Source organism: Streptomyces violaceusniger Tu 4113 (genome assembly GCF_000147815.2).
Taxonomy (GTDB): Bacteria; Actinomycetota; Actinomycetes; order Streptomycetales; family Streptomycetaceae; genus Streptomyces; species Streptomyces violaceusniger_A.
This window is the reverse complement of the sequence record NC_015957.1, coordinates 5919413-5938906: the sequence shown is the minus strand read 5'-3', so window position 1 is coordinate 5938906 and position 19494 is coordinate 5919413. Positions and strand designations below refer to the sequence as shown.

Genomic DNA, 19494 nt, shown 5'->3' with positions numbered 1-19494 from the left:
GGCTAGATCTCGCCCTTCTTCACCTTGTACAGCTCGATGTCAGTGTTGGCGAAAAGGTGCACATAGCCACAGTTCCAGCAGATCAGCCCGGTGGCCGATTCGTTGGCCCAGCCGAACTTGAACAGCTCCATGCCGGTGCTGTTGAGCTTCACCTCGCGGTCCCGGAAAAGGTCGCCCTTGCAGAACACACATGTGATCCACACGTCTCCGATCGCCGCACGTACAGGCTTGGCCACGCTCGCTCACCTTCTCCGGCCGCCGAAGCGGCCCCCGTCGCTCATCAACAAAGGTGATCAGCATAGGAGAGGGGCTCGCCCGGAACGTCAGTGGCGGTAGGTGTGCATGTAGTCGAAGCGCGCGACCGCGCCCGCGGTGTTCTGCGCGACCAGCCCGATCCTGAGCTTTCGACGTCGGCAGGGTCCAGACGCCGGTGTGGACCCAGTGCACACCGTCCGTGCTGGTGGCGGCGCGCACCTCGGTCTCCTCCCGCGCGGTGTCGGCGTGGTACGACAGCCGCATCCACAGCGTGTCCGCGGGCGGACCGCCGAACATCGGCCCGTAGGCCACCGGCGTCGGCGGTGTGGTGGTGGGACGCTCGCCCTCCTTCGCGAACTCCGTGACGTGTGTGACCTTCCCGTCGGTGTGGCTCACCGGAAGCACCGCGTGCACCAGCTTCAGATAGTGGTCGTCGTTCCCGTAGAGCACCAGCCCGGCCTGCTGATTGCTCCGCCCCGGAGCGAAGCGGAGCCTGGTCTCCACGGTGTAGTCGCCCGGGGGAGCGTCGCGGGTCAGCACCGAGGCCGTATGGGTGCCGAGATACAGCTCGCCACCCTGAGTCGGCCAGGACAGGGCGCCATCGGCCATCGTGGCCCCGGACGCCGGTCCGCGCACCCATGACCACGGCGAATCCGTGGTGGTGCCGGGGACGGTGGCGGTGTCGAAGTCGTCGCTGTAGGCGGGCAGCAGCGGGCCCGGCGCACGCTCGGGGATGCGCGTGGTGACCGGTGTGTGGAGCGCCGCGGCCCCCACGTTGTCGGCGGCCGCCCCCGCGCCGCGGGCGGCGACGCCGACCTTGCCGGAGCGGGCCGCCGCCGCGGGCAGCGTCCGCTCCTGGGTGGCCACCGCGTCCCGCAGCCGGTCCGCGCTCACCTCCACGGTCATCCGGGTGCCGCGGACCTCGGCCGCCACGTTGTGCCAGGTGTCCCAGGCGAAGTCCGCCGGGAGCGGGGTCGTCCGAGCGCCGCGGCTCCGGCCGTCCACCCGCACGTCCGTCACCAGCGCGTTGCGCGCCCTGTCCAGCCACGCCACCACGACGTCGTCCGGGCCGGTGTAGCGGACCAGCAGCCCGGCCGCGCCGGTGGCCGAGGTGACCCGCAGATCGGCCTCGGCGCGCCGGGCCGCCGGGGCGGAGCGATCCGAGACGAGAGCGGCGGGGCCGGCGGGATTCCCGCGCGGTGTGACGAATCCCCGCACGTCCTGCTCATGTCCGACACGCCAGCCGTCGGTGCCGGAGCCGCCACCGCCGTGCCACCCTTTCAGTGAGCCGTCGTTGAAGGTGCCGCCCGCGGCCCAGGAGCCCACCGGGGCCCGCTGCGCGCCCTGGGAGGCGCCGGCCCCGGCCCGTACGACCGGCCAGCCGTCGATCCAGTCCAGCCGGTCCATCAGCATCGGCCGCTTGGACAGCTTCAGCGTGCCGCCCGCTGCCGGTTTCAGGTCCGGGTCGTCGGAGGAGATGGCGTGGTAGACGAGCCAGTCCTGGCCGGACAGATCGGTCTGCAGGGCGTTGTGCCCGGGGCCGATCCAGCCGTTGCCGTTCGCGGTCAGCGCCACGCCGCCCTTGCTGGTGGCGGCCGTCAGCGGAACGCCCTCGTCGTCCACGAAGGGCCCGGTCGGGCTGGTCGCCCGGCCGACCTTGACCTGATAGCCACTGAAGGCGCCGTCGCAGCATCCGGCGTCGGAGTAGAAGAGGTAGTAGTGGCCACCGCGCCGGACGACGAACCCGCCCTCCATCCGGCGGCCCTGCGCCACTTCGGTCACCGCGCCCTCGATGCGGGTGCGGGCAGCGTTCATCTTCGCCACGCAGATCGTGTCGTAGCTCCCCCAGTACAGATAGGGCTGCCCGCCCTCGTCCGTGAACTGGGCCTGGTCGATGTTGCCGGTGGCGCAGCCGCTCGGGGAGGGCAGCACGGCTCCCTGATCGGTCCACGGGCCGGTGGGGGTGGGCGCGGTCGCCACTCCGACGGTGTTCTCCGAGGACACCGAGTAGTACAGGTTGTAGTGGCCGTTCACATAGCGGATGTCGGGGGCCCACAGCCGTGCGCCCTTGTGCCAGGCGGGTTTGGTCTCCGGAGTGAAGACCTCTCCGGCGTACTCCCAGTGCGCCAGGTCGGCCGAGCGGAGGATGGGCAGCATCCGCTCACCGTCCTCGCCCTTGCTCTGGAACACCGGGTTCTGGGTGCCGTACGCGTACCACAGGCCGTCCTTGCCCCGGATCATCACCGGGTCGGGGAAGGTGTCGACCACTCCGGCCGTCAGGGGGTTGCGGTACGTCGGCGCCTCGCGGGCCGTCGGGGTGTCCTCCGTCGCCGGGCGCGCGGCGGCCGTCGCCCGGGCCGTCGGCAGCAGCCCGGCCAGCAGCGCGCACAGCAGCGTGGCGACGAGGGTGCCAGGACTTCGTCTCATCTACGCGGTCCCTTCCGGCTCGAAGGCGCTCAGGCTCGGGTCGTAGTCAAGGTCCCCGATGTCGAACATCGGGGTCATCCAGTGGTAGAAGTTGTCGCCGCGCTCCCGCAGCAGGTCGTACAGGCGGCGCATCAGGCGGCGGCGCACGGGCAGCAGCTCGGGGTGCTCGTAGCGGTTGGTCAGCTCATGGGGGTCGGTGTCCAGGTCGTAGAGCTCGTTGACCGACTCGGGGTTGACGATGAGCTTGTAACGCTCGTCGCGGATCATCCGCTGTGGATACGGGAAGTGGTGGCCGTGGAACTCGGCGAGCAACTCGGTGGGCCACCGCGGATGTTCGCCCCGCACCAGCGGCACCAGACTTCGGCTGTCCACGGCCGGTGAGGTGTCGCAGCCCGCGAGGTCCAGGATGGTGGCCGTGCAGTCGGTGAGGCTGACGAACTCCTGGCGGACCTGCGGGGCCTCCCCGGGGACGCGGATGATGCCGGGGATGCGGTAGATGTCCTCGTACATCGCCGGGCCCTTGTCGTGCAGTCGGTGGGCGCCGGTGAACTCGCCGTGGTCGGCGGTGAAGAACACCGAGGTGTCATCGGCCAGCCCGAGCTCGTCGAGGCGGGTGAGGATGCGCCCGATCTGCTCGTCGATCAGCGTGACATAGCCCCAGTAGACCGCGATCAGCTTGCGGGTCACCTCGATCGGGATGGTGTCGAAGGTCCAGTGGGCGCTGTAGTTGCGCTGCACCGGTGGCTTTCCCTCGAAGGTTTCGGCGATCGAGGCGGGCAGTTCCACCAGGCCGGGGTCGTAGGCGTCGAAGTACGCGTCGGGCAGCAGATACGGCAGATGCGGCCCGAAGAAGTGGGTGGCCAGGAAGAACGGCCGCCCGTCCGCGGCGTATCGCTCCAACTGCTCGATGGCGCGGGTGGCCAGATAGTGCTCGAATGTGGCCTCCACCGGCTGGTGCAGCCGCGCCGCCAGCAGATTGCCCGGATTGCCGTTGGGTGTGGTGCCGCGGACGGAATCGGATATCCGGTACGGCGGCAGGCCCCGCTCCTTCAGATACGCCGCGTAGTCCGGATGGTCCACGGGGTTGTGCCAGCCGGGCAGATCGGGCCCGTCGAAGCCGTACGAGGCGGCGTTGCGGTGGGTGCCGACATGCCACTTGCCGACCAGGCCGAGCTGGTAGTCGCGCTCGGCCAGGGCGGTGGGGAAGGTGAAGGCGTCCTCGCGCAGATCCTCCAGATAGCCGACGTTGCGCTCGTAGTTGGCCAGCAGCCGGTGGCGGAACGGCGCCTGGCCGGTGAGCAGACTGGCGCGGGCCGGGGTACAGATGGCGGTGGGGGTGTAGAAGCGGTCGAAGCGGGTGCCGCTCGCCGCCAGCCGGTCCAGGTTCGGCGTGGCCACATGCGGATTGCCGTAACAGCCGAGGGTGTCGACGCGATGCTGATCGGTCATCAGGAACAGCAGGTTCATCGGGCGGCCGCCTTCGTGTAGAGGTCACCGGCGTAGAACGAGGACGGGGCGGGCGACTTCTGTAGTTGCCCGGTCCGGACGAAGAAGCGGCTCATGCCGTCCAGCCACTTGTCGACGGTGCCGTCCTTGGTTCTGGCGACGAGCTCGGCAGTCGTCATCGTCTTCACATGCTCCGCGTCCGCCGCGACCTTCGCCTCATCGGCCTTGAGCAGCTTGGCCGCCAGCGCGATGGACTCCTTGGGGTGGGCGGCCCGCCAGTCGTTGGCCTCCTGCAGCACCTGGACGACCTTGCGGTCGCGCTCCGGCTTCGCCTTGCCGCCGGAGACGAAGGCGGTGGGGAAGGCGGAGCCGGGGATGTCCTCGGTGCTCGCCACCTCCTTCATGCCCGGCACCTTCTCCTTGATGGTGTCGATGAGGGGGTACCAGATCCCGGCGCCGTCGATCTGCCCGGAGGCGAACGCGGAGACGACGGTGGGCGCGTCCATCACCACCTTGGAGATGTCCTTCATGGTCATCCCGGCTTGCTGGAGGGCGAGATTGAGCGCCATCTCACCGGATGTGCCCTCGGGGACGCCGACCTTCTTGCCCTTCAGCTCCCGGATCGAGGTGATGCCGGGCCTGGCGATGACCCGGTCGGCGTAGGTGAGCGTATTGACGGCCACGATGGTGGCCTTGCCGGATGCGGGCAGCCACAGGGCGCCCGGCCCGATATAGCCGTAGTCCAGGTTGCCGGTGCGCAGGGCCTGGATCTGGACCGGGCCGTTGACGAACACCTTGGGCTCGGCGGTCAGGCCGTGTTTCTTCCACAGGCCCCGGTCCTCGGCGATGGCCAGCAGGCTCGCACCGTTGTAGTCGGCGATATAGCCGAACCTGACCGCGGAGCCGCCGCCGTTGCCGGAGGACGAACACGCGGCTACCGAAAGTGCCGCCCCTGTCGCGGAGAGTGTGCGTATGAAGTCGCGTCGGCTCATCCTCATCTGGGGTGAGTCCCTTCGGAAGTGGGGTGGGGAGGGGTGTGGAGGGAGGAGGGAGGTCAGGCGGCGGAACCGGCCGGTGACTGGTGGTAGACCTGCGTCCAGACGTCGTTGCGGATCCGGGCGAACTCCGTGGAGAGCCGTATCTCCTCGGTCCGCGGATAGGGCAGGTCCACGTCGATGATCCGGTGGACGCGGCCCGGCCGGGCGGCCATCACGACCACCCGCCCGGCCAGATAGACCGCCTCGTCGACGTCATGCGTGATGAACAGGACGGTGCGCCGCTCCTGAGTCCAGGTGTCCAGGAGTTGGTCCTGCAACTGCACCCGGGTCAGCGCGTCCAGCGCCCCGAACGGCTCGTCCATCAGCAGCACTTCGGGGTCCACGGCGTACGCCCGGGCGATGGCGCAGCGCTGCTTCATCCCTCCGGAGAGGGTCTTGGGCAGGGCGTCCGCGAAGTCGGCGAGCCCGACCAGCTCGATGGCGTGTTCGGCACGCCGCCTGCGCTCCGCGGCGGGGACGTGGGCCAGCTTCAGCCCGAACTCGACATTGCCGCGCACCGTCAGCCACGGGAACAGCGCGTACTGCTGGAAGATCACCCCACGGTCCGGCCCCGGCCCGGCGACGGGCGCGCCGTCCACCGTGACCGTGCCGGAGGTGGGTTCCACCAGTCCGGCCACCATGCTCAGCAAGGTGGACTTGCCGCAGCCGGACGGCCCGACCACCGCGACGAACTCCCGGTCCCCGATGTCCAGTGAGACCTGGCCGAGCGCGGTGAAGGTGGTGTTCTTCATCGGGTAGGTCTTGACCACGTCCCGGAAAGAGATCTTGGGGCTCATCGGCGCTCCTGCCACGCGGTGAGACGGCGTTCGGCCACCAGCAGCAGCCGGTCCATGACCAGGCCGATGACGCCGATGCTGATCAGGCCCACGAAGATCGTGGGCACGTCGTAGTAGGTCTGGGCGTGGACCATCTCGAAGCCCAGGCCCTTCTGGGCGCCGATCATCTCGGCCGCCACCACGGTCGCCCAGGCCGCGCCGAGCCCGATGCGCATGCCGACCAGGATGAACGGCGTGGACGCCGGGATGACCACCTTGAGGAAGACGGTCCGGTCCGAGGCGCCGAGCACCCGCGCCGCGTCGATCAGCGTCCGGTCCACGCCGGTCACCCCCTGGAAGGCGGCCACCACACAGGACATGAACGCGGCCAGGAAGATGACGAAGATCTTCGGTGTCTCGCCGATGCCCATCAGGACGATGACCAGGGGGATCAGCGCCAGCGGCGGGATCGTACGGAAGAACTGGACGTACGGCTCCAACAGGCCCCGGGCGACCGGGTACCAGCCCATCAGAAAGCCCACGGGCACGGCGACCAGAGTGCCGAGCGCGAACCCGAGGAGCACGCGCTGCAGGCTGGCCAGCGCGTCCTGGGTGAGGGTTCCGTCGGCGAGCAGTTCACGTGCCCTGGAGCTCACCGAGAGTGGACCGGGGATGTCCGCGAGCCCCGCGGCGGCGGTCAGGGCCCAGATGGCGACGCCCAGGACGAGGGCGATCAGATGGAACACGAGGGGGTGGACGGTGCGTCGTGCGCCGCGTGGCGCTTCCGGTGTCGTGGGGGTCTTCTCGGGCGCGGTGACCACCGTCATGGACGCCTCGCGGGGTTCATGGGTCCTCCTCTTCAGCCCGGGGCGGGCCGGTTCAGCCCGGACGGGCCGGGTAATGGCTGAGCAGGGGGGATTCATGCAGGACAAGGGCGATGGCGCCCAGGGCGCCACCGGCCTCGCCGAGCGTCGCCGGCCTCAGGTCCACACGGTCCCGTGAGATCGGCATGATGTGTGCGCGCAGCGCCTGTTCGACCGGCTCGAAGAGCGGTGTGCCGGCCGCGGCGAGTTCGCCACCGAGCACGATCACTCCGGGGCCGACCGCGTTGCACACCGCCGCCAGCACGGTGCCGATGTGGACGGCGGCCGCCTCCAGCGTGCGGAGCGCCACCGGATCGCCGGCCTCCAGCGCCCCCAGGAGCGCGGCCAGGCCGTCCGCGTGTCCGCCCGCGCGGCGGTAGGCGGCGAGCACGGCGCCCACCGAGGCCACCGTCTCCAGGCAGCCGGTGGCGCCGCACGAACATCGCCCGTCGCCCGACTCGACCGCGATATGCCCGAACTCGCCGGACAGGCCGTACGCCCCCCGGTGCAGGGAGCCGCCCACGACCAGCCCGCCGCCCACACCGTGCGACAGCCGCAGATAGAGCACGTCCTGACCGCCTGCCGCCGCGCCCCAGGTGGCCTCGGCGAGCGCGGCGAGCCGGGTGTTGTTGTCCACCAGCACCGGGGCCTCGAAACGCTTGCGCAGCAGGGCGGGCAGATCGGCGGAGGGACAGGGTTCCGGCGGCCCGGAGTCGGGATCTCCGACCGGGCCGACCACACCCACCCCGATGGCGTTCAGCGCGCCCAGCCGCAGGGCGCCGTCGGCGAGTGTGCCGACCAGCCGCTCGGCCAGGGCGATCCGCTCCTCCCAGGGCAAGCCCGGATCGTGCGGTTCACTGGCCGACCCGATCACCTCGTGTGCGACGTTGACCGCGGAGACATGCACCGCCCGGCGCGCGAAGTCGATGCCGATGGCCTGGCCCGCGCTGGGGTTGAGCGTCAGCGCCTCCACCGGCCGTCCTCGCCTGCGCGGGGCCGTTTCCGGCGCCGTGGCGACCACGGCGCCGCTCTCGATCAGCTCGGTGACGATGTCGCTGAGGGTGGTCCGGGAGAGGCCGCTGTGCTGTCCCAGTTCGGCCCGGCTGAGCGGGCCGTGTTTGCGCAACAGCTCCAGTACCAAGTCTTCGTGGCCCCGCCGCAGCCGGGCCAGCGGGCCGTCCTGATGGGGGTGCATGCCGAACAGCATGGGCACGCCACGCTATTTCGTCAACATCCCGGAATAAAAGAAGGCTCAGGTGTCGCGGACGGTGCGGAAGCCGAGGTCGCCACTGGAGCCGTCGGCGGCGTCGGAAGCGCGGACGGCCACGCGGCAGCGGTTTCGCCGGAAACCGGCCGCGGACCCGCCACCGCCACCCCTCCTGGGCGTCACTCCACTTCACCTGCTATAGCTGTTGGCTGACTCTTCATCACGGCGACATCTCCCGCCGCCGCTCAAGGAATGCGATCATGCTGACCTGAGCATGCCAACCACCCCCCCTCGTGGTGCCACGCCGCGGTCGTTCAGGAGGACGCAGTGAAGAAGAGTTCGCGGATCCGTAGGGGATCCGCCATCCTCGGCAGCGCCATCGCGCTCGTCGTGGCCTTTCCGGGCAGTGCGCTCGCGGACCCGCCCACGGCTCTGCCCGCCAACGCGGATGGCACGGAGCAGACGTTCCAGCCGGCGTTCGACTACGACACCGACGGCTGCTACCCCACCCCCGCCATCGGGCCCGACGGGACGATCGCGGGCGGGCTCAACCCGAGCGGTGCCCTCAACGGCCAGTGCCGCGACTCCTGGGACCTCGACAACACCAACGGATACTCCCGCTCCAAGTGCAACAACGGCTGGTGCGCGATCATCTACGGCCTGTACTTCGAGAAGGACCAGGCCGTGGTCGGGAGCGGTCTCGGCGGACACCGCCACGACTGGGAACACGTCGTGGTGTGGGTGCAGGACAACGAGGCCAAGTACGTCGCCACCTCGGCCCACGGCAACTTCAACATCTACAACCGGGACCAGATCCGCTGGGACGGCACCCACCCCAAGGTCGTGTACCACAAGGACGGCGTGAGCACCCACTGCTTCCGCCCGGCGAACTCCAACGACGAGCCGCCGGAGAACCACAAGCACACCTGGCAGTACCCCACGCTGGTCGGCTGGAACGGCTACCCCGCCGGGCTGCGCGACAAGCTGAGCCAGGCCGACTTCGGCAGCGCCACCCTGGGCCTGAAGGACAGCACCCTCGCCTCGCACCTCGCGAAGGCCAAGCCGTCCGAGATCCCCTTCGACCCCAACGCGTGAGCGGCACCGCCCCGGGAGGCGACGTGGCATCACAGCCCGCGTCTCCCGGGCCGGTTCGGCCCAGGGCAGGTCAGCGCCGGGGAGGCCCGACCGGCGGCGGCTCGACCTCGAGGTAACGGTGGCGGCGCGGGCCCCGGTACTCCAGCGCCTCCCAGCCCAGCCGCCGCAGCACGGCCGCACAGTTCCGCAGCGCGTCCTCCGCCGCGTACCCGGCCCCACTTCCCGGCGGCCCCAGCCACTCGACCCGCACCACCCCGGTCCGCTCCGCCGCGCCGAGGCAGTATCCGGTCGCCGTGCGGCGGCCCTCCGCGTCGGTGGCCGACGGCGGAACACCGGCGGCCTCCAGGGCGAGGGCCACGGCCCGCACCGGCTGTCGCCGCTCCCACTCGGCGGGCACCCCTTCGGGGTCGGCGGCGTCCGCGTTCATCAGCCGGCGGATCTGCAGCAGCCCCTCGAACGCGGTCCGCACCGCGGCCCGGCGGCCCCGGTCGTCGCCGTCGGGAACCCCCGCGGCGCCGGTGGCCACCTCGAACTCCGCCATCCCCTGCCCCCTTCGGACGTGGCGGCCCGTGGCCCGGCGGCGGTGTTCAGCGCCGTCGCAGACCGTCGGCCTCGACCACGGCATCGGCGAAGGCTCCGGGAGCCTCCTGGGGCACATTGTGGCCGATGTCCTTCAGTGTCCGGTGGGCGTACGGACCCGAGAACCTGTCCCGGTAGGAGGCACCGCCCCCGGCGGGGGTGAAGGGATCGCGCCCGCCGTCCAGCGTGACCGTGGGGACGCCGATGACGGGGCCCTTGGCGAGGCGCCGCTCCAAACCGTCGTACCGGGGATCACCCGCCGCGAGCCCCAGCCGCCAGCGATAGTTGTGGATCACGATGCGGACATAGTCCGGATTCCGGAAGGCGGCGGCGGTGCGCGCGAAGGTGGCCTCGTCGAAATGCCATGTCGGCGAGTTGAACCGCCAGACGAGCCGCGCCAGTTCACGCCGGTATTCCGGGTTCTCCAGCCCGAGCACACCCCGCCGCGTGGCGAAGTAGTACTGATACCACCAGGCCCATTCGACCTTCGGTGGCTGCGGCTGCTTGTTCTTCTCGCGATTGGTGATCAGATAGCCGCTCACCGAGACCAGGGCCTTGCAGCGCTTCGGCCACAGCGCCGCGACGATGTCGGCCGTCCGCGAGCCCCAGTCGTATCCGGCGAGGATCGCCCGTTCGATCCCGAGGGCGTCCATCAGGGCGAGGAGGTCGAGGGCGAACACCGACTGCTGGCCGTCGCGGAACGTCCGGGCTGACCGGAAGCGCGTCGTCCCATAGCCGCGCAGATACGGGACCACCACCCGATAGCCCTCGGCGGCCAGCAAGGGCGCCACCTCGACATAGCTGTGGATGTCATAGGGCCAGCCGTGCAGCAGGACGACCGCGGGGCCATGGGCCGGCCCGGCCTCGGCGTAGCCGACGTTCAGCTCCCCGGCCTTGATCTGCCGCAGGGCGGCGAAGGACGTATGCGGCCGCGCGGGCAGTGTCCGCCGCTCCTCCGGGGAGTCCCCCGCGGCCTTGGCCGAGCCGGTGGTGCGGATGGCGAACGGCGCGCCGACCGCACTCGCGCCGACGATCTTCCCGAAGCTGCGCCTGTCGAACATCCGCACCCTCCACCCGTGCGACCGCTCCCGGGCCCTGGCATCCACCATGGCGCACGGGTGCGACCCTCGCACGCCGTGCGACACCTGCCGGACAGGTGATACACGAGGGCGAGGGGGAGGGGCGCGCCCTACTCGGCGAGCTCCTGTTCGTCGATGACCCCCTGCTCCTCGGCCAGCTCCCGCTCCGCGGTCACCGCGATCCGGCGTCTGATCACCGCGGCCGCCGTCAGCGCGCTCATGGTGAACGCCGTCGCGATCAGCCACGGCTGGTCCAGCACATGGCGGGTGAGGTGATCGAGCGAGTAGCGGCCGGGCCCCGAGATCCCGAGCGCCGCCGCCGAGCACCCCAGCAGGGCCGCGAACTCATAGCCCCCGGACTGGGCGAAGAACCCGGCCGGCGCGTGCACCGACACCGCGCCCGCCATCGTCCCCGCGGCCGCCGCCCCGGCCACGGGAGTGGCGAAGCCGAGCGCGAGCAGCAGCCCGCCGCCCGCCTCGCCCAGCCCGGCCGCCAAGGCATTGGCCCGCCCCGGACGGAAGCCCATCGCCTCCATGGCCTGGCCGGTACGTTCCAGGCCATCGCCGCCGCACCAGCCGAAGAGCTTCTGCGTGCCGTGCGCGACCAGGACCCCGCCCACACCGAGGCGCAGTGCGAGCAGTCCGAGATCCTTGCGGTGGTGCATGGGGTCTCCTCCGCTCCCGTACGGGCACACCACGGGTGGCCGCCCGGCGTCTCACCCAGTCTCGGTACGCATCCCGGGGCCCGCTGTCGCTGCTACGCCATCGGAGTGCATCAGCTCCGTCGCGGTGACCGCGCGCAGACCGCGCCCGCGCAGACCTTCGAGGACCGCGGGCAGCGCGGTCAGGGTCCCGGTGTGGGCGAGGTGCAGACTGACCACGGAACCGGCGCGGACCTGGCCGAGGACGGTGTCCCGCACCGCGTCCGGCCCCGGGTCCTGGAAGTCCTGGGAATCCACGTCGTAGGAGAGGACGTGCGGGTACCCGGCGCGGGCCGCCAGACGGGTCACGAGGTCCGTGGCGGTACGGGCCTGCGACGGCCGGAACCAGCTTCCGATGGTCCCGGTGAGGCGGCGCAGCCGGTCGGCGCATTCGGTGATCTCCGCGGACGCCTCGTCGGCGGGCAGCGCGCAGACGGCGCGGTGCCGCATGGTGTGGTTGCCCAGTTCATGGCCGCCGTCCAGGACCCGGTGGGCCAGCTCCGGGTGCTCGTCGAGCCAGGTGCCGACGGCGAGGACGGTGACCCGGGCCCCGGCCCGCTCGGCCTCGGACAGCAGTGAGCGGGCGAGCTCCGCGTCCCCCTGGCCGTGGAAGGTGAGGGCCACCGCGCTTCCGCCGCCTGGCCCGTGGGCGATCTGGGGTGGCAGTCCGGGGAAGCGCACCGGTCCGCGCGGTGCGTGTCCGGCGGGCGTGGCCCGGTCCGAGGCCGCACCGGAGGAGGGGGTCTCGGTGAGACCGGCCGGTCTGGACGACGAGGACATGGCGTGGTGGCCGCAGCCGACGCCGCACGTCGTGGCTGCCACGGCACCGCTCGCGGACCGCAGGACATCACGGCGGGAGGGAGAGGACACCTGAAGCATGAGAACACGCCCCAGGCCGATATGCTGCGATTTCTCGCTGATGAGGCGTGTTTTTCCGTCGATCGCCGGGCATGGTCATGAGCTTCACGTGTGCGTGGCCATGGGCTCGCACCGAGCTCCGGGGCGCGCCGGGGGCGCCCGTCGGCCCGCATGGCACGCTGGGCCTTTGTATGTTCGTGCACCACCGAGGAGACGAGCCACGTGCCGCAGAACCACCCACCGGAGTCCATCGCCGCCCCGGCGGTGCTCGCCGAGGAGCGACGACTCCATAAGGACCTCGGATTCTGGGGCCTGACCGCGATCGGGTTCTCCAACATCCTGGGGTCCGGGTGGCTGTTCGCGGCCATGTACGCCGCTCAGACCGCCGGCCCCGCCGCCCTGCTGTCCTGGATCGGGGCGGGGGCGCTGTGCGCACTGATCGCCCTGGTCATGGTGGAACTCGGCGCCACCCGCCCCGAGGGCGGCGGCACCGTGCGCTGGCCGCTGTACGCCAGCGGACGGCTGGTCGGCACGATGATCGGCTGGTCCGTGCTGCTCTCGGTGGGCGGTACGGCGGCCGAGATCAGCGCGATCATGCAGTACGCCGCGCACTATCTGCCGGGGCTCTACAGCGGCGGCACACTCACCGTCTCGGGCCTCGCCGTGGCCGTCGCGCTCAGCGTCGTGCTGACGGTGTGCAACTGGTTCGCCGTGCGAATATTCGCCCGGCTGAACAACCTCATCTCGGTGTTCAAGGTTGTCGTCCCCGTCCTCACCATCGTCGCGCTGTTCCTGTCCGGCACCCACTCCGGACGCCTCACGGATCACGGCGGTTTCGCGCCGTACGGCTACGCGGCCTGCCTGACCGCGCTCGCCGGTGGCGGCATCGTGTACTCCGTCAACGGCTTCCAGGCCCCGCTCGACTTCTCCGGGGAGGCGCGCAATCCGCGCCGTACCGTACCGGCCGCGGTGCTCACCGGCATCGGCCTCGCCGTGCTGGTCTACCTCGGGCTCCAACTGGCCTTCCTGTTCACGGTGCCCGAGTCGCTGCTGGGCCACGGCTGGAAGGGAGTCAACTTCGAATCGCCCTTCGGGCAGCTCGCCCTGGTGCTCAATCTCCACTGGCTGGCCACGCTGCTCTACGCCGACGCGGTGATCTCACCGGGCGGATCGGCCTATGTGGGCGTGGCCATCGACGCCCGCCATACCTATGCCCTGGCCAAGAACGGGCTGCTGCCCCGCTTCTTCATGCGCATCCACCCCCGGTCCGGGGTGGCGCGCCGGGCGCTGCTGCTCAACCTGGCGGTCATCGTCGTCTTCATGCTGCCGTTCGGCGGCTGGCAGGACATCGTGAGCGTGATGGGGGACATGTATCTGCTGATCTACGCGGCCTCTGCGGTCGCCGTCGCGGCCTTCCGGGCACACGACCGCGAGCGGGGAGTGACCCGGGCCGAGGGGCGGGTGCCGGGGGTGCGCTGGATCGCACCGGTGAGCTTCGTGGTGGCCAGCGAGTTCGTCTACTGGTCGGGCTGGCACGATCTGCGGCTCGCGCTGCCCTTCGTGCTGGTCGGCGCGGTGTTGTTCCTGTTGCAGCGTCGTGAGGACGGCGGCGCGTCCCTGGGGGAGGAGCTGCGGCGCGGCGCCTGGCTGGTCTTCCATCTGGCCGCGCTGACCGTGCTGTCGTGGCTCGGCACCTTCGGCGGTTCCGCCCGCCTCCCCGCGCCGTACGACACCGTGGCGGTGGGCGTCCTCGCTCTCGCCGTATTCGTGTGGGCGGTCCGCGCGGGCGCCCGGCACCTGCGCGCCTCGCAGGTCAGCGCAGCGTCGCCGTGAAGCTCCGGCCGTAGGCGTGGCGGGTGGTGACGACGAGCCGGGTGCCGCCGGGCACCCGGCCCACCCGGACACCGTCGTCCGCCGCCACGGCCCTCATCCTCCGGCCTCGGATGACGACCGACACCGTGTCGCGCTCGGTGGTCGGATCGGACACCGCGATCGTCAAGGCGCCGTCCCGGGCTTCCCGCAGGAGCACCGAGCCGGGTCCGCGCACCGACAGCCGCCCGGCGCGATGGGTGCCGGGGGTGAAGGCGTTGAGCGCGATGATCCGCAGACCCCGGTGGGCCACGGCCTGCAGCCGGGTGGTGTTGGCCAGGACGGTGAGCGGCCGACGGGCGTAGGTGCCCAGTTGGCGTTCGGTGGCGCCCGGGACGAGGGCGTACGCCATCGAGGTGTGCGGCGCCCCGGCCGGCCGCTCCACCGTGACGGCGAAGAGCTGTTTGGTCACCGGGAGGTCGGGGTTGGCCAGACGGACGGCGCGGCGGCTGCGGGTGACGGTGTCGAGCGTGACCGTGGGCGGTGGCCCGTCGAGGAAGACATAACCGACCGAGGCGGCCCGGGTGGCATTGGCGTACCGCAGCCAGGCGAGCGGGGCTGTGCCGGTGCCGGACCAGGGCGCACCGCCGCGGAGCCGCCCGGTGAGGGCGAGGGTGTCCGAGGGGGCGGCGATCCGGGTGTCGAGGGTCGTCGTCACCGCGCGCCCGGCGGCGTCACCGACGCCCGCGGCCAGCACCACGATCTCGTCGTCGAACAGGAACCACGACTTGGTGGCATCGGCGTTGCGGTAGACCACGAAGTCGTCGGGGAGGTCGCCCGCCTGCTTCGCGGCGTACGCCACGTCGTCGGACTGGACGAGCCCCGCCACACCGTACGCGCCCAGGGCGGCGCCACCGGAGAACGGGTGGGTGCCGCGCGGGAAGTAGACATAGGTGTTCTGCGCCTCCGACGAGGAGGTGAAGCCACGCTCGGGGTTGTCGTACCAGAGCGTGCCGTACAGCTCGGGGATGGTGCGGCGGGTCTCCACGGGAGCGGTGACACCGGCGAGGCGGTGGGGCGGGACGGTGGTGAGGTAGTCGATGCCGAACGCCTGGGTCTGGTCCTGGCCGGAGAGATACAGATGGTGGGCGCCGTCCCCTTGGAACCAGGGCATCAGGTTCTCGCCGCTCATGTACTCGTATCGGCTGATCCTGGACGAGCTGCGGGACAGGGCGAAGGCGTAACCGGGGCGCCGGTGGACGGTTTTGTCCATCGCGTTGAACGCGACATGGCGCTCGGCGGGGCCGAGGTCCCGCGCCGGGATCGAGGAGTCGGCGAGGATGTCGGCGTAGCGGGCGATGCTCACCGGGGACACGAACGCCGAAGGGTCGAGTGTGGCCTTGGAGGTCTGCCGCAGATACGAGACATAGCCCTTCAGTGCCGTGGCGTCGGCGCCGGTGGCGTGGGCGGACAGGCCCACCACGGCCTCCACCACCTCGGCCGCGTCGGCGTATCCCGTCGCCGGGCGGGACACCCCACGCCCCTTGACGATCTCCATCAGCCAGCCCTCGAAGATCAGCGGCGCGAAGCCGTCCACCACCCACCCCTGGGCGACGCGGACCAGCCGGTCGTCGGTGGTGTAGCCGGTGCCGTCGAGCATCTTGAGGGTCTGCACGACGCGGGTGAGCAGCCCCTTGCCGTAGGAGCCCGTGTAGGCCACGGACGCGTGCTGGATGAAGGAGCCGTCGGCGTAGAAGCCGTCGGTGACACCGTGCCGCAGCGCGTACGGGTCGATCGTGGCCAGGACGGTCAACTGGTCGGCGATGGCCTTGGTGATCCGGGCGTCGTCGCCGAGTACGGCACCCTGGAGGATGCGGTTGGTGGTGATGTCGGCGAGGTTGGCGCCGGTGTGGAAGCGTGAGTCGAGGTCGACGTCACCGGCCTTGCCATTGCGCAGATACGCGTCCATCGAGGTGACGTAGGTGGCGGCCAGTTCGGGTTGGTATGCGGCGAGTTGGTCCACGAGCAGCGCCAGGATCTTGCTGACGTGGGTGGAGATGCCGATCTCCCAGGTGAACCAGTTGCCGTAGTAGCCCTTCGACTGGTCGCCGTAGTAGTGCTCGTGGAGCCATATCAGGCTGTCGATGACGCGCCGCTGGACACCGGTGTCGCCATACAGTCCGGAACGTGTGCCGCCTTCCGGTGTGCGGGTGGCGAGGGCGATCTCGTAGAGGTACTGGAACGAGGTGATCAGGTTGGGATCGCTCGTGCCCAGCGCGAGGCCCTCGAAGAGCTCGCCCTGCCCGGCGCGGTCCATCGCGTTGAGCCGGGAGCGGGCGGTCGCGGCGATGGCGGCGAGTTTGGCGCGCACGTCGGGGCGGGCGCCCACCTCCCGCGTTCCGGCGAAGACGGCCACGGTGTTGTCGATCAGCCGGGTGTGAGCGGCGCCGGACGTTTCGCCGTCCGCCGTTTCGCCGTACGTGGCCGGACGTCCCGCCGCCCGTGCGTGCAGCGGCAGGGCCATGGCCGACAGCGTGGCGGCCGGGAGCGTGGAGACGAGGGCACGACGCGAGAGAGGCACGGGCACGCTCCAACGGTCGACAGGGTCCGATGGGGAACCGCCGCACCATTCAAGCAACCCCGGCTTCCCCTGTCACGAGACCGGAATCGGGGGAATGCGGGCGGGTCTATGTCGCCAATATGGGTAACAGAATCGTTGACAATCTTGTTGGCCTAGATTTACCTTCGACAGGCACTCACTCAGGGAGGGCACACGATGCCGAAGGAAGCTCGTCCAGGCACCGGAGAGCAGGCCAAGCAGCATGCGATGGAGCGGCTGCGGCAGGCGATTTTGCGCGGGGAGATGGCACCGGCCCAGCGGCTGGTGGAGAACGAGCTCGCCGAGCAATTCGAGGTGACACGGGCGAGCATCCGCGCGGCGCTGATCGATCTGGCGTCCGAGGGGCTGGTCGAGCGGATCCGCAACCGTGGCTCACGGGTGCGGGTGGTGAGCGTGGAGGAGGCCGTGGCGATCACCGAATGCCGCATGGTCCTGGAAGGGCTGTGCGCCGCCAAGGCGGCTGTCGAGGCCGGCGAGGAGCAGCTCACCGAGCTGGCCGACTTGGGCACGGCGATGTCCAAGGCGGTCGCCGACGGCGAACCGCTGACCTACTCCGACCTCAACCACCAACTGCACGCCCGCATCCGGGAGTTCTCCGGTCAGCAGGTGGCGGTGGAACTGCTGGAGCGGCTCAACGCACAGCTGGTGCGCCATCGCTTCCAGCTCGCGCTGCGGCCGGGGCGTGCTCAGCGGTCCCTGGGTGAACACCTGGCCGTGATCGAAGCGATCAGGGCCAGGGACCCACAGGCGGCCGAAGCGGCCGTCCGTGCCCACCTCGCCAGTGTCATCGACGCCTTGAGTGAATCGTCGGCGTCGACGCCTTGACCGCATGACGCGGGGCTCGCGTCGCGGGGTGGGTCACTGACCTGTCCAGCAAGGAGATATCAGCAATGACGCACGGTAACGCGGGTGACGCGCCCGCTGCCGCACGGCCGGCCGGTGTGATCGTCACCGATCCGCCACGCGCCGGGGCCGACCATGTGGACGCCCTGGGGGCGTATGGCGTGGCCACGGTGCACGAGGCCATGGGCCGCACCGGATGCCTCGGTCCCGGGCTGCGCCCCGTCCAGCAGGACGTGCGCATCGCGGGCACCGCGGTCACGGCGCTGTGCTGGCCCGGCGACAACCTGATGATCCACGCAGCGGTCGAGCAGTGCGCCGAGGGTGACGTCCTCGTCGTCGCCACCACATCGCCGTCCACGGACGGCATGTTCGGCGAGCTCTTCGCCACCGCGCTCCACCACCGCGGCGTCCGCGGTCTGGTCATCGACGCCGGGGTGCGCGACACCGCCGAACTGCGCGCGATGGGCTTCCCCGTGTGGTCGGCGGCCGTGTGCGCGCAGGGCACCGTCAAGGCCACGGCCGGATCCGTCAATGTGCCCGTGGTGGTGGGCGGGCAGTGCATACGCCCCGGCGATGTGATCCTCGCCGACGACGACGGGGTGATGTGCGTACCGCGCGAGTCCGCCGCCACGGCCGTCGAGGCGGCGAAGGCCCGCACCGCGAAGGAGGAGGCCGCCCGGGCCGCCTTCGCCGAGGGGCAACTGGGCCTGGACCGCTACGGGTTGCGGGAGACCCTCGACCGGCTCGGGGTGCGGTACCAGCCGTACGCCGAGCATGCCGCGCACGCCCGCGGCGGGGCCGTCTCATGAGCGGGCCGGAGGGGGTGCGCTGCATGCTGATGCGCGGCGGCACCTCCAAGGGCGCCTATTTCCTCGCGGAGGACCTGCCGTCCGACCCCGGTGCCCGTGACGATCTGCTGCTGCGGATCATGGGCAGCCCCGATCCACGGCAGGTCGACGGCCTCGGCGGAGCTCATCCCCTCACCAGCAAGGTGGCCGTCGTCTCCGCCTCCCGGGACCCGGACGCCGATGTCGACTATCTGTTTCTGCAGATCGGTGTGGACCGGGCGGAGGTCTCCGACCGGCAGAACTGTGGCAACCTCCTGGCCGGGGTCGGCCCCTTCGCCGTGGAACGTGGCCTGGCCGCCGCCCGGGACGGGCGGACACCGGTGCGGATCAGGATGGTCAACAGCGGTGACCACGCCACCGTGACCGTGCCCACCCCTGACGGGCGCGTCGACTACACCGGCTCGGCCGAGATCTCGGGCGTACCGGGATCCGCTGCCCCGCTGGTGATCGGCTTCCAGCAGGGCAGCGGCCCGCTGCTGCCCACCGGCCACGCCCGTGACCTCGTCGACGGCACCGCGGTGACCTGCGTGGACAACGGCATGCCGACCGTACTGATCGCCGCGTCCGCCCTGAACGTCACCGGCTATGAGGACCCCGGGGAGCTGGAGGCGGACACGGTGCTCGGCGCCCGGCTCCAGGAGATCCGGCGGGAGGCGGGCCGGTTGATGGGCCTGGGCGATGTCAGCGCCACGACCGTGCCCAAGCTCAGCCTGCTGGCCCCGCCCGCCCACGGTGGCACCGTGATGACCCGCACCTTCATCCCGGTCCGCTGCCACACGGCGATCGGCGTCCTGGGAGCCGCCAGTGTCGCCGCCGGGCTGTGCGTCGAGGGAAACGTCGGCGAGGACGTGGCCCGGCTCCCGGCAAGGGGGGAGCGGCTGCGCATCGAACACCCCACCGGCTTCCTGGACATCGACACGGCCGTGGACAACGGAGCCACTCCCGTGGCACGGGGTACGGCGGTTGTGCGCACCGCGCGGAAGATCTTCGACGGCACGGTGTTTCCCCGGCCCGCCTGATCCGGCGGCGTGTGGCGCCCACACCGGCGCCC

Annotated in this window: 16 protein-coding genes; 5 read left to right on the top strand and 11 right to left on the bottom strand. The window is 70.9% G+C overall.

Annotated features, from left to right (window positions below; all coding sequences use genetic code 11):
• Nucleotides 1-39: 39 nt before the first annotated feature.
• The 6 genes from STRVI_RS24505 to STRVI_RS24480 are packed head-to-tail and all read right to left on the bottom strand — an operon-like array spanning nt 40 to nt 8011.
• A complete protein-coding gene (locus tag STRVI_RS24505; protein ID WP_014058320.1) occupies nt 40-2682 on the bottom strand; it encodes a family 43 glycosylhydrolase in 2643 nt (880 codons plus the stop codon).
• Nucleotides 2683-4149 (bottom strand): sulfatase-like hydrolase/transferase, encoded by a 1467-nt coding sequence (locus STRVI_RS24500; RefSeq protein WP_014058319.1) that lies wholly within the window; start codon nt 4147-4149, stop codon nt 2683-2685.
• On the bottom strand, nt 4146-5126 hold the full coding sequence (locus tag STRVI_RS24495; protein WP_014058318.1) for an aliphatic sulfonate ABC transporter substrate-binding protein: 981 nt from the start codon (nt 5124-5126) through the stop codon (nt 4146-4148). The genes STRVI_RS24500 and STRVI_RS24495 overlap by 4 nt, the downstream gene beginning before the upstream one ends.
• A 56-nt stretch (nt 5127-5182) precedes the next feature.
• Nucleotides 5183-5962, bottom strand: coding sequence for an ABC transporter ATP-binding protein (locus STRVI_RS24490; RefSeq protein WP_014058317.1), 780 nt, complete (start codon nt 5960-5962; stop codon nt 5183-5185).
• Nucleotides 5959-6768: an ABC transporter permease gene (locus tag STRVI_RS24485; RefSeq protein ID WP_014058316.1), complete on the bottom strand. Its 810-nt coding sequence runs from the start codon at nt 6766-6768 to the stop codon at nt 5959-5961. Before STRVI_RS24485 ends, STRVI_RS24490 begins: the two co-directional genes overlap by 4 nt.
• Before the next feature lie 52 nt (nt 6769-6820).
• On the bottom strand, nt 6821-8011 hold the full coding sequence (locus STRVI_RS24480; RefSeq protein ID WP_014058315.1) for an ROK family transcriptional regulator: 1191 nt from the start codon (nt 8009-8011) through the stop codon (nt 6821-6823).
• Between the two features lie 327 nt (nt 8012-8338).
• On the opposite strand from STRVI_RS24480, the gene STRVI_RS24475 reads away from it, so the two are divergent.
• Nucleotides 8339-9106, top strand: coding sequence for an NPP1 family protein (locus STRVI_RS24475; protein WP_014058314.1), 768 nt, complete (start codon nt 8339-8341; stop codon nt 9104-9106).
• Between the two features lie 70 nt (nt 9107-9176).
• On the opposite strand, the gene STRVI_RS24470 is transcribed toward STRVI_RS24475, so the two are convergent.
• The 4 genes from STRVI_RS24470 to STRVI_RS24455 form a co-directional block, all read right to left on the bottom strand.
• A complete protein-coding gene (locus tag STRVI_RS24470; protein ID WP_014058313.1) occupies nt 9177-9647 on the bottom strand; it encodes a hypothetical protein in 471 nt (156 codons plus the stop codon).
• A gap of 46 nt (nt 9648-9693) precedes the next feature.
• On the bottom strand, nt 9694-10746 hold the full coding sequence (locus STRVI_RS24465) for an alpha/beta fold hydrolase (RefSeq protein ID WP_014058312.1): 1053 nt from the start codon (nt 10744-10746) through the stop codon (nt 9694-9696).
• 128 nt (nt 10747-10874) lie between these two features.
• Complete coding sequence (locus STRVI_RS24460; protein WP_014058311.1) at nt 10875-11429, bottom strand: DoxX family protein; 555 nt, start codon at nt 11427-11429, stop codon at nt 10875-10877.
• A gap of 51 nt (nt 11430-11480) precedes the next feature.
• On the bottom strand, nt 11481-12344 hold the full coding sequence (locus STRVI_RS24455; RefSeq protein ID WP_050993742.1) for a polysaccharide deacetylase family protein: 864 nt from the start codon (nt 12342-12344) through the stop codon (nt 11481-11483).
• 150 nt (nt 12345-12494) lie between these two features.
• Here STRVI_RS24455 and STRVI_RS24450 point away from each other — a divergent pair, with 150 nt between their 5' ends.
• The gene (locus tag STRVI_RS24450; protein ID WP_078505369.1) at nt 12495-14156 is read left to right on the top strand and encodes an APC family permease; all 1662 of its coding nucleotides are present in this window, start codon (nt 12495-12497) and stop codon (nt 14154-14156) included.
• On the opposite strand, the gene STRVI_RS24445 is transcribed toward STRVI_RS24450, so the two are convergent.
• Entirely contained in the window at nt 14137-16713 is a 2577-nt protein-coding gene (locus tag STRVI_RS24445) for a polysaccharide lyase family 8 super-sandwich domain-containing protein (RefSeq protein ID WP_014058308.1), read from the bottom strand. The genes STRVI_RS24450 and STRVI_RS24445 overlap by 20 nt on opposite strands.
• A gap of 195 nt (nt 16714-16908) precedes the next feature.
• On the opposite strand from STRVI_RS24445, the gene STRVI_RS24440 reads away from it, so the two are divergent.
• The 3 genes from STRVI_RS24440 to STRVI_RS24430 all read left to right on the top strand — a co-directional run bounded on the left by STRVI_RS24440 (nt 16909) and on the right by STRVI_RS24430 (nt 19462).
• Nucleotides 16909-17577 (top strand): GntR family transcriptional regulator, encoded by a 669-nt coding sequence (locus STRVI_RS24440; RefSeq protein ID WP_014058307.1) that lies wholly within the window; start codon nt 16909-16911, stop codon nt 17575-17577.
• A 65-nt stretch (nt 17578-17642) separates the two neighbouring features.
• A complete protein-coding gene (locus tag STRVI_RS24435) occupies nt 17643-18404 on the top strand; it encodes a 4-carboxy-4-hydroxy-2-oxoadipate aldolase/oxaloacetate decarboxylase (RefSeq protein ID WP_014058306.1) in 762 nt (253 codons plus the stop codon).
• The gene (locus STRVI_RS24430) at nt 18401-19462 is read left to right on the top strand and encodes a 4-oxalomesaconate tautomerase (RefSeq protein WP_014058305.1); all 1062 of its coding nucleotides are present in this window, start codon (nt 18401-18403) and stop codon (nt 19460-19462) included. The genes STRVI_RS24435 and STRVI_RS24430 overlap by 4 nt, the downstream gene beginning before the upstream one ends.
• Nucleotides 19463-19494 lie beyond the last annotated feature (32 nt).